Source organism: Terrabacter sp. P5_B1, assembly GCF_056400505.1.
The window spans coordinates 1-11151 of record NZ_JBFULD010000120.1; the positions used below are offsets into that span (position 1 = coordinate 1).

Sequence of the window (11151 nt, forward strand, 5' to 3'; positions counted from 1 at the left end):
AGCGAGTACATCGCGGCCTTGGCCTCCTCGGTGGGCTCGACCTTGACGTTCCGGTAGCGGGGCAGGCCCGTGCCGGCAGGGATGAGCTTTCCGAGGATGACGTTCTCCTTGAGGCCCAGCAGCGGGTCGGACTTGGCCTCCATGGCGGCCTGCGTGAGCACGCGGGTCGTCTCCTGGAAGGACGCGGCCGACAGCCACGACTCGGTCGCGAGCGAGGCCTTGGTGATGCCCATGAGCTCGGGACGACCGGCGGCCGGACGGCCACCCTCGGCCATGACGCGACGGTTCTCGTCCTCGAAGCGACCACGCTCGGCGAGCTCGCCGGGCAGCAGGTCGGCGTCGCCGGCCTCGATGATCGTCACGCGCCGCAGCATCTGGCGCACGATGACCTCGATGTGCTTGTCGTGGATCGAGACACCCTGCTGGCGGTAGACCCGCTGCACCTCGTCGACGAGGTGCTTCTGGGCCGCGCGCGGGCCGAGGATGCGAAGGACCTGCTTGGGGTCGATCGCGCCCTGGACCAGCTTGGTGCCGACCTCGACGTGGTCGCCGTCGGCGACGACGAGGCGCGAGCGCTTGCTCACCGGGTAGGCGTGCTGCTCGGAGCCGTCGTCCGGCGTGAGCAGGATCCGGCGTGCCTTGTCGGTGTCCTCGATCTCGATCCGGCCGGTGGCCTCGGCGATCGGGGCGACACCCTTGGGGGTGCGCGCCTCGAACAGCTCGACGACACGCGGCAGACCCTGGGTGATGTCGTCGGCCGCGGCCGCGCCGCCGGTGTGGAAGGTACGCATCGTCAGCTGCGTGCCGGGCTCACCGATCGACTGGGCCGCGATGATGCCGACGGCCTCGCCGATGTCGACGAGCTTGCCCGTCGCGAGYGAACGGCCGTAGCAGGCCGCACACGTGCCGACCTTGCTGTCGCACGTCAGGACCGAACGGATCCGGACCTCGTCGACACCGGCCGCGTAGAGCGCGTCGATGACGACGTCACCGAGGTCGATGCCGGCGACGGCGAGCGTCTCGCCGTCCACGACGACGTCCTCGGCCAGCGTGCGGGCGTAGACCGAGGCCTCGACGACCTCGCTCGGCGCACGCGTGCCCGTGGTCTCGTTGACCTGGGCGATCGGCAGCTTGAGGCCACGCTCGGTGCCACAGTCGTCCTCACGGATGATGACGTCCTGCGACACGTCGACGAGACGACGCGTGAGGTAGCCCGAGTCGGCGGTACGAAGCGCCGTGTCGGCCAGACCCTTACGGGCACCGTGCGTCGAGATGAAGAACTCGAGCACCGTGAGGCCCTCACGGAAGTTCGCCTTGATCGGGCGCGGGATGATCTCGCCCTTCGGGTTGGCCATCAGGCCACGCATGCCGGCGATCTGACGGATCTGGAACCAGTTGCCACCAGCACCCGAGGACACCATCCGGTAGATGGGGTTCGTGCGCGGGAAGTTGGTCTCCATCTCCTTGGCGACCTGGTTGGACGCCTGGGTCCAGATCTCGACGAGCTCCTGACGACGCTCGTCGTCGGTGATGAGACCGCGCTCGTACTGCGTCTGGACCTTGGCGGCCTTGGTCTCGTAGCCCTCGAGGATCGCCGTCTTGTTGTCCGGCGTCGTGACGTCGGAGATGGCGACGGTGCAGCCCGAGCGGGTCGACCAGTGGAAACCGGCCTCCTTCAGGGCGTCGAGGGACGCGGCGACCTGGACCTTGGAGTAGCGCTCCGCGAGGTCGTTGACGATCGCCGAGAGGCGCTTGCGGTCGACCGGGCGGTTCTCGAACGGGTAGTCGAGCGGCAGCGTGTCGTTGAAGATCGCGCGACCGAGCGTCGTCTCGAGCGTGAGGCTCTTGACGATGCCGTCCTCGCCGGCCTCGACACCCTCGGGCAGCTCGTGGCCGGCCGGGGGCACCGCGTCCGTGAGGCGCAGCTTGATCGCCGAGCCGAGCAGGATCTCGCCACGGTCGAAGGCCATGCGGGCCTCGGACGGGGACGAGAACGCGCGACCCGCACCCGGGCCGCCGCCGTCGAGGGCGTCGGTCAGGTGGTAGATGCCGGTGATCATGTCCTGGGTCGGCATGGTCACGGGGCGACCGTCAGCCGGCTTGAGGATGTTGTTGCTCGACAGCATGAGGATGCGGGCCTCGGCCTGCGCCTCAGCCGACAGCGGCACGTGGACGGCCATCTGGTCACCGTCGAAGTCGGCGTTGAAGGCCGAGCAGACGAGCGGGTGGATCTGGATGGCCTTGCCCTCGACGAGCTGCGGCTCGAACGCCTGGATGCCGAGACGGTGCAGCGTGGGTGCACGGTTGAGCAGCACCGGGTGCTCCGTGATGACCTCTTCGAGGACGTCCCACACGACGGGGCGAGCCCGCTCCACCATCCGCTTGGCCGACTTGATGTTCTGGGCGTGGTCGAGGTCGACCAGGCGCTTCATCACGAACGGCTTGAACAGCTCCAGCGCCATCTGCTTGGGCAGACCGCACTGGTGCAGCTTCAGCTGCGGGCCGACGACGATGACCGAACGGCCGGAGTAGTCGACGCGCTTGCCGAGCAGGTTCTGGCGGAATCGACCCTGCTTGCCCTTGAGCATGTCGGACAGCGACTTGAGCGGACGGTTGCCGGGACCCGTGACCGGGCGACCACGACGGCCGTTGTCGAAGAGGCTGTCGACGGCCTCCTGGAGCATGCGCTTCTCGTTGTTGACGATGATCTCGGGCGCACCGAGGTCGAGGAGGCGCTTCAGGCGGTTGTTGCGGTTGATGACGCGACGGTAGAGGTCGTTGAGGTCCGAGGTCGCGAAGCGGCCGCCGTCGAGCTGCACCATCGGGCGCAGGTCCGGCGGGATGACCGGGATCGCGTCGAGGACCATGCCCGACGGGTGGTTCGTCGTCATCTGGAAGGCGTTGACGACCTTGAGGCGCTTGATGGCGCGGGTCTTCTTCTGGCCCTTGCCGGTGGCGATGATCTCCTGGAGGAGATCCGCCTCGGCGTCGAGGTCGAAGGACTCGAGGCGCTTCTGGATCGCCGCGGCGCCCATGCCGCCCTCGAAGTAGAGACCGAAGCGGTCACGCATCTCGCGGTAGAGGATCTCGTCGCCCTCGAGGTCCTGGACCTTGAGGTTTTTGAACCGGTCCCAGACCTGCTCGAGGCGCTCGACCAGCTGGTCGGCACGCTTGCGGATGTTGTTCATCTCGCGGTCGGCCTGGTCGCGGACCTTGCGCTTGACGTCGGCCTTGGCACCCTCGGCCTCGAGCTCGGCGACGTTGCGCTCGAGCAGCTGCGCACGGGACTCGACGTCGGCGTCGCGGCGGTTCTCGATCTCCTTCTTCTCGACCTGGATCTGCGCCTCGAGCGAGGGCAGGTCAGCGTGACGCTGGTCCTCGTCGACGGACGTGATCATGTAGGCCGCGAAGTAGATGACCTTCTCGAGGTCCTTCGGGGCGAGGTCGAGCAGGTAGCCGAGACGGCTCGGGACGCCCTTGAAGTACCAGATGTGCGTGACGGGGGCGGCGAGCTCGATGTGGCCCATCCGCTCACGGCGCACCTTGGCGCGCGTGACCTCGACGCCACAGCGCTCACAGATGATGCCCTTGAAGCGGACGCGCTTGTACTTGCCGCAGTTGCACTCCCAGTCCCGGGTGGGGCCGAAGATGCGCTCGCAGAACAGGCCCTCCTTCTCGGGCTTGAGCGTGCGGTAGTTGATGGTCTCGGGCTTCTTGACCTCACCGTGGCTCCACTGGCGGATGGATTCCGCGGTGGCGAGGCCGATACGCAGCTCGTCAAAGAAGTTGACGTYGAGCACGTGGTTCCTTCTCTCGTAACTCTCGTTGAGTCTTTGGTCTGAGTGGTTTCGGGGGACGGGGGGTGGCGTATGCCGCTGGGCGGGCCCTACGGCATACGCCCCCTTCGTCGGGTGGGGCCTTCTCAGACCTCTTCGACGCTGGACGGCTCACGCCGGCTCAGGTCGATACCGAGCTCCTCCGCCGCGCGGAAGACCTCTTCGTCGGACTCCTTCATCTCGATCGTGGTGCCGTCGCTGCTCAGGACCTCGACGTTGAGACACAGGGACTGCATCTCCTTGAGGAGGACCTTGAACGACTCCGGGATGCCCGAGTCGGGGATGTTCTCGCCCTTGACGATGGCCTCGTAGACCTTCACGCGGCCGGGAACGTCGTCCGACTTGATCGTCAGCAGCTCCTGGAGCGTGTAGGCGGCGCCGTACGCCTCGAGGGCCCAGACCTCCATCTCACCGAAGCGCTGGCCACCGAACTGGGCCTTACCGCCGAGCGGCTGCTGGGTGATCATCGAGTACGGACCCGTCGAACGAGCGTGGATCTTGTCGTCGACGAGGTGGTGGAGCTTGAGGATGTACATGTAGCCGACCGCGACGGGCTCCGGGAACGGCTCGCCTGAGCGGCCGTCGAAGAGGCGCGTCTTGCCCGAGGCGTCGATGAGGCGAACCCCGTCGCGCGTCTTGAGCGTCGAGTCCAGCAGACCTGTCACGACGTCCTCGGACGCACCGTCGAAGACCGGCGTCGCCACGCGCGAGCCCGCGGGGGCCTCGTGCGCGTCGACCGCGATCTCCTTGGCCCACTCCGGGTTGCCCTCGATCTTCCAGCCGCGCGAGGCGGCCCAGCCGAGGTGCAGCTCGAGGATCTGACCGAGGTTCATACGACGCGGCACACCGTGCGGGTTGAGCACGACGTCGACCGGCGTGCCGTCCTCGAGGAAGGGCATGTCCTCGACCGGGAGGATCTTGGAGATGACACCCTTGTTGCCGTGGCGGCCGGCGAGCTTGTCACCGTCGGTGATCTTGCGCTTGTTGGCCACGTAGACGCGGACGAGCTGGTTGACACCGGGCGGCAGGTCGTCGCCCATGTCGGCCCGGAACTCCTTGACGCCGATGACCGTGCCGGTCTCGCCGTGGGGCACCTTGAGGCTCGTGTCACGGACCTCGCGCGCCTTCTCACCGAAGATGGCGCGCAGCAGGCGCTCCTCCGGCGTCAGCTCGGTCTCACCCTTGGGCGTGACCTTGCCGACGAGCAGGTCGCCGTCGCGGACCTCGGCGCCGACGCGGATGATGCCGCGCTCGTCGAGGTCGGCCAGGACCTCCTCGGAGACGTTCGGGATGTCCCGGGTGATCTCCTCGGGGCCGAGCTTGGTGTCACGGGCGTCGACCTCGTGCTCCTCGATGTGGATCGAGGAGAGGACGTCGTCCTGGACCAGGCGCTGGCTGAGGATGATCGCGTCCTCGTAGTTGTGGCCCTCCCACGACATGAACGCGACGAGCAGGTTGCGTCCGAGCGCCATCTCGCCACCCTCGGTCGCGGGACCGTCGGCGATGACGCCGCCGGCCTCGAGACGGTCGCCCTCGTTGACGACGACGACCTGGTTGTAGCTCGTGCCCTGGTTGGAGCGCGCGAACTTGGCGATGCGGTACGTCTGGTAGGTGCCGTCGTCGTTGGCGACGGTGACGAGGTCAGCCGACACCTCCTGCACGACACCGGCCTTCTCGGCGCGGACGACGTCGCCCGAGTCGAGGGCGGCGCGGAACTCCATGCCGGTGCCGACGATGGGCGCCTCGCTCTTGACGAGCGGGACGGCCTGACGCTGCATGTTGGCGCCCATGAGCGCACGGTTGGCGTCGTCGTGCTCGAGGAAGGGGATCATCGCGGTCGCGGCCGACACCATCTGGCGCGGTGAGACGTCCATGTAGTCGACCTCGTCGCCGGGGACGAGCTCGACCTCTCCACCCTTGGTGCGCACGAGCACGCGGTCCTCGGTGAAGTTGTTCTGCTTGTCCAGCGGCGCGTTGGCCTGGGCGACGACGTAGCGGTCCTCCTCGTCGGCGGACAGGTAGTCGACGTCGTCGGTCACGTGACCGTCGGTGACCTTGCGGTACGGCGTCTCGATGAAGCCGAACGCGTTGATCCGACCGTAGGACGCGAGCGAGCCGATGAGGCCGATGTTCGGGCCTTCCGGGGTCTCGATCGGGCACATGCGGCCGTAGTGCGACGGGTGGACGTCACGGACCTCCATCTGGGCGCGGTCACGGGAGATACCACCCGGGCCGAGCGCGGACAGACGACGCTTGTGCGTCAGACCCGCGAGCGGGTTGTTCTGGTCCATGAACTGCGAGAGCTGCGACGTGCCGAAGAACTCCTTGATCGAGGCCACCACGGGGCGGATGTTGATCAGGGTCTGCGGGGTGATCGCCTCGACGTCCTGCGTGGTCATGCGCTCGCGGACGACGCGCTCCATGCGGGACAGGCCCGTGCGGACCTGGTTCTGGATGAGCTCGCCGACGGAGCGGAGACGACGGTTGCCGAAGTGGTCGATGTCGTCGACCTCGACGCGGACGTCGATCTCGTCGCCGTTCTTGACGCCCTTCATCGAGTCCTGGCCGTCGTGCAGCGTGACGATGAACTTGATCGTCTTGACGATGTCGTCGATCGACAGGGTCGAGTCGTTGATCGAGCCGTCGAGGCCGAGCTTCTTGTTGACCTTGTAGCGGCCGACCTTGGCGAGGTCGTAGCGCTTGCCGTTGAAGTAGAGGTTGTCGAGCAGCGTCTGCGCGGCCTCCTTGGTCGGCGGCTCGCCCGGGCGCAGCTTGCGGTAGATGTCCAGCAGCGCGTCGTCCTGGCCCTGGGTGTGGTCCTTCTCCAGGGTGAGGCGCATCGACTCGAACTCGCCGAACTCCTCGAGGATCTGGGCCTCGGTCCAGCCGAGGGCCTTGAGGAGCACCGTGACCGACTGCTTGCGCTTGCGGTCGACGCGGACGCCCACCATGTCGCGCTTGTCGATCTCGAACTCGAGCCAGGCACCGCGGCTCGGGATGATCTTGGCGGTGTAGATGTCCTTGTCGGACGTCTTGTCGGGCGTGCGCTCGAAGTACACGCCCGGGCTGCGGACGAGCTGCGAGACGACGACACGCTCGGTGCCGTTGATGATGAAGGTGCCGCGCTCGGTCATGAGCGGGAAGTCACCCATGAACACCGTCTGGCTCTTGATCTCGCCCGTCTGGGCGTTCATGAACTCGGCGGTGACGAAGAGCGGTGCGTCGTACGTCTGGTCGCGCTCCTTGCACGACTCGATCGTCTTGCGGGTCTCCTCGAAGCGGTGGTCGCGGAACGACAGCGACATCGAGCCGCTGAAGTCCTCGATCGGGGAGATCTCCTCGAAGATCTCCTCGAGCCCGGACCGGTCGGGGACGTCGGTGCGTCCCTCGGCCTTGGCCGCGGCGACGCGAGCCTGCCAGCGCTCGTTGCCGAGCAGCCAGTCGAAGCTCTCCGTCTGAAGCGCCAGGAGGTCGGGGACCTCGAGTGGTTCGCGAATCTTCGCGAAGGACAGACGCCCCGAAGGGGTCTGTGCGGTGGACATGTTCGTCGCAGTACGCGAGGCAGCCAAGGAGGGTCCTTCCACGGGCCTTTTTCGAATCTTCAGATCCGCGTTGCCGCATGGCTCCGCTCGCGGGTCCCCGAGGTCATGCCGAATGCCGAAAGGCATTGGGGAGTGGCCTGACCGAGGTCGCGAAGGATGGGCATGGGCAGCGCAAAGGCCTAGCCTACCCACAAAGGGCAGGAGTGTCCAGCCGGGTCAAGGAGCGGAGGTCGTCCCTCGAGGGGCCATCCGGTCTCGAAAACGACCGGCTGCCCTCGACGTGACCTGCCACGCCCCCTGGACCGGGAGCTCGCGATGCGAACGCGACGAATATGGCCCTCCGCGGGGCTGGCGTCAAGACCCGCGCCTGCGCGAGGCGCGTCGCCGCCTCCCGCGTGGCGCCGGTGGGGACCCCCTGACCTGCACGAACACGCCGTGCGATCGCGCTGGTCGGGGGGAGTCGACACGGCGCCGCCCTACGATGTGGACGCCAGAGATCTGTTGACGTCTCCTTCTGAGAGAGGGAAGCCATGTCCGATCCCAACCCGCCCGAGCAACCGTCCTTCAACCGCCCGGCCGGTGGCGACCCGACCACCCCCCTGCCGAGCAGCCAGCCCACCTCTCCCGCGCCAGGCGGCCCCCCTCCCCCGCCGCCGATGGTCCCGGCAGCGCCGACCGGTGGTCCCGGTGGCATGTCGAGCATCCCCGGCCCCGCGAAGGAGGGTGCGGGCTTCTTCACCGCGCTCTTCGACTTCAGCTTCACCAACTTCGTCACACCGATCCTCGTCCGCTTCGTCTACCTGCTGGCGACCGTGGCGCTCGCGCTGACCTGGCTCGTCTTCGTGATCGTCGGCTTCGCGAACAGCGTCGGCACGGGACTCGGCGTCCTCGTCCTCGGGCCGATCTTCGTCGTCATCTACCTCGCCGTCATCCGCATGACCCTCGAGTTCTACCTCTCGGTCGTGCGCATGAGCGAGGACGTCCACAAGCGGCTCCCCCAGGCCTGACCCGGATCGAGGGAGCAGTTCGTCCGCACCGCCGCTGACGGCCTCCCCCCGGACGGGCCGCCCTCTCGATCGCCTCCCGGCGTCAGAGGGCGGGCTGCTGCTGGGTGATGCAGTGGATGCCTCCGCCGCGGTCGAAGAGCGGACGCGCATCGATCCCGACCACGCGGCGCCCCGGGTACGCCTCGCCGAGGATCCACAGGGACGCGTCGTCCTGCTCGTCCCCGAACGAGCAGGCGATGACGCCGTCGTTGACGACGAGATGGTTGATGTAGGACCAGTCGACCGGCCCCTCTGCGTCGGCCAGGGTCCGCGGCGCCGGGACGCCGACGACCTCGAAGGATTCGCCCCGAGCGTCGCGGGCGTCCTCGAGGAGCGCCCGCAGGTCCCGCGAGACGGCGTGGTCGGGGTGCGAGGGGTCCCGCTGCTCGTGGAGCAGCACGACGCCGGGGCTCGCGATCGTCGCCACGATGTCGACGTGGCCGCGGGTGCCGAACTCGTCGTAGTCGCGGGTCAGCCCCCGTGGCAGCCACACGCACGACGTGACCCCGATGGTGCGGGAGAGCTCCGCCTCGACGTCCGCGCGGGTCAGTCCCGGGTTGCGGCCCGGGTCGAGCTGGACCGTCTCGGTGAGCAGCACGGTGCCCAGCCCGTCGACGTGGATGCCGCCACCCTCGTTCACGAGCGACGAACCGATGACCTCGGCGCCGCTCAGGCCGCCGACGAGGGCGCCGATACGCGCGTCGTGCTCCCAGCTGGCCCACGACTGGCCGCCCCAACCGTTGAACACCCAGTCGACCGCTCCCAGACGCGTCCCGTCCGCCGACCGGACGAAGGTCGGGCCGATGTCACGCATCCACGCGTCGTCCAGCGACGCCGGGACGAGCTCGACGTCCGGGTGCAGGTGCTCCCGGGCGACGGCGACGTCGCCGGGAACGACGACCATGCGGACCGGCTCGAACTCCACGACCGCGTTCGCGACGGCGGCCCAGGTGCGGCGAGCCGTGGCCACCTCGTCCGGGGTGTCACCGAGCGTGTAGCCCTGACTCGGCCACGCCATCCAGGTGCACTCGTGGCGATCGGYCTCAGACGGCATACGCCATCCGGCCGCGCCGGCCGCCTCGCCCGGGGCCGGCACGGCGTCGGTCACTGCCCCGCCTCGCGACGGTGCTCGTCGCGCACCGGGGCCGTCAGGGCGGCATACGAGTCGGGCCGGCGGGTCGAGAGGAACGGGAAGAGCTCGAGCCAGTCACGGCGCTGCGCGAGGTCGAGGTCGGCGACGAGGACGGCCGCTTCGTCGCGTGGTGCCTGCACGAGGATCCGGCCGTAGGGGTCGGAGATGAACGAGCTGCCGTAGAAGGTGATGAGGCCCTCGGTGCCGAAGCGGTTGGGCACGACCATGAACAGGCCGTTGGCGATGCCGTTGCCGACGATCACCTGCTGCCACAGCGGCTGGGTGTCGAAGACGGGGTGGTCGGGCTCGGAGCCGATGGCGGTCGGGTAGCAGAGCACCTCGGCGCCCGCCAGGGAGTAGAGCCGGGCGACCTCGGGGAACCACTCGTCCCAGCACGTCGGGAGCCCGAGCCTCACCGACGGGTTGCCAAGGGCGACAACGGGATACGCATCGTCCGGGGGCCCGGGACGGAAGTACTTGTCCTCGTAGTAGCCGGCGGTGACGGGGATGTGGGTCTTGCGGGTGCGCGCCACGACCTCACCGGTGGGGGCCACGACGACGGCGGTGTTGAAGCCCAGCCCGTCACCCTGGTCGGCACGTTCGTAGAGCGAGGCATGCACGTGGACGCCGAAGTCGCGTGCCGCGGCACGGGCGAAGCCCACCGTCGCGCCGGTGTCGAGGTCCTCGGCGGTCGTCGAGGGGGTGCCCTCGGGCAGGGTGTCGGCCGGGTAGCGGGACAGGGTCAGCTCGGGCAGGAAGACGACGGAGGCACCGGCCCCGGCCGCCGTGCGGATGCCGTCCCGGAGCGTCTCGACGAGGGCTGCGGGATCGTCGACCCACTCGTGCTGGACGAGCCCGACCCGCACGGGGGCGCCCTCGGGCTGGTGGACTCGGGCGGGGGACTCGGGGACGCCATCGGCCTGGAGAAGCTTCACAGCAGGAAGTATGCCAACACCCGGTGGCTCACGGCCGCCGCCGGCCTGCGCCGCCCCCGGGCACCCCCGACAACCAACACCCGCGTGCCGGTCAGTAGGCCGACAGCTCGCTGATCAGCCAGCGGTCGCCCACCTTGCGCATGGTCGCGATGACGCGGTTCTGGTCGATGGCGGGAGCCTGCTGGGCCTTGGTGGTCGTGGCCTGGTTGACGAACGCCATGACGCGCACGGTCGTGCCCTCGCCGCCATCACCCGTCGCGTCCATGACGCCAGCGTCGTAGACCTTTGCCTGCACCGTGGCGTCGTTCTTGACGGCCATCGGCTTGATGTCGGTGGCCGCGACCTTGGTGAACTGGTCCTTGAACGGGGACGCCAGCTGCGGGGTCACCTCGCCGATGTGCTTGTCGAACGCAGCGCCGCTGTAGCTGAGCAGGCTCTCGAGCGTCGTGCGCGCCGAGCCGACGGCGGCGGTGCGGTCGGTGTCGGAGACCGAGGGGCGCAGGGCGTAGACGAGGGATGCCGCGAGCAGGGCGAGCGCGAGGCCGGCACCGATCGCGGGAGCCCACAGGCGGCGCCCCTGTCCGCCGGCACCCGCGGTGCGCCGACGGGTCCCGGCGTGCTCGCCCTGAGCTTCGGGCTCGCTCGTCGAGGGTTCCACGT

6 protein-coding genes are annotated in these 11151 nt (G+C 68.6%); 1 reads left to right on the forward strand and 5 read right to left on the reverse strand.

Annotated features, from left to right (window positions below):
- Positions 1 to 3800 (reverse strand): DNA-directed RNA polymerase subunit beta' (locus tag AC1DP0_RS10550; RefSeq protein ID WP_478084392.1); only part of this gene is annotated, 3800 nt, incomplete at its 3' end.
- A 122-nt stretch (positions 3801 to 3922) separates the two neighbouring features.
- Positions 3923 to 7405 (reverse strand): DNA-directed RNA polymerase subunit beta, encoded by a 3483-nt coding sequence (gene rpoB, locus AC1DP0_RS10555; protein ID WP_478084393.1) that lies wholly within the window; start codon positions 7403 to 7405, stop codon positions 3923 to 3925.
- Between the two features lie 503 nt (positions 7406 to 7908).
- Between rpoB and AC1DP0_RS10560 the strand changes: the two genes are divergently transcribed.
- Positions 7909 to 8385: a DUF4282 domain-containing protein gene (locus AC1DP0_RS10560; protein ID WP_478084395.1), complete on the forward strand. Its 477-nt coding sequence runs from the start codon at positions 7909 to 7911 to the stop codon at positions 8383 to 8385.
- Between the two features lie 82 nt (positions 8386 to 8467).
- Here the strand turns inward: AC1DP0_RS10560 and AC1DP0_RS10565 are convergent, their stop codons facing one another.
- The 3 genes from AC1DP0_RS10565 to AC1DP0_RS10575 all read right to left on the reverse strand — a co-directional run.
- Positions 8468 to 9478 carry an agmatine deiminase family protein gene (locus tag AC1DP0_RS10565; protein ID WP_478084400.1) on the reverse strand — a complete coding sequence of 337 codons (1011 nt, stop codon included), beginning with the start codon at positions 9476 to 9478 and terminating at the stop codon, positions 8468 to 8470.
- Positions 9479 to 9528: 50 nt separating this feature from the next.
- Positions 9529 to 10491, reverse strand: coding sequence for a nitrilase-related carbon-nitrogen hydrolase (locus tag AC1DP0_RS10570; protein ID WP_478084397.1), 963 nt, complete (start codon positions 10489 to 10491; stop codon positions 9529 to 9531).
- Positions 10492 to 10582: 91 nt separating this feature from the next.
- A partial coding sequence (locus tag AC1DP0_RS10575) for a hypothetical protein (RefSeq protein WP_478084398.1) occupies positions 10583 to 11151 on the reverse strand: 569 nt, incomplete at its 5' end.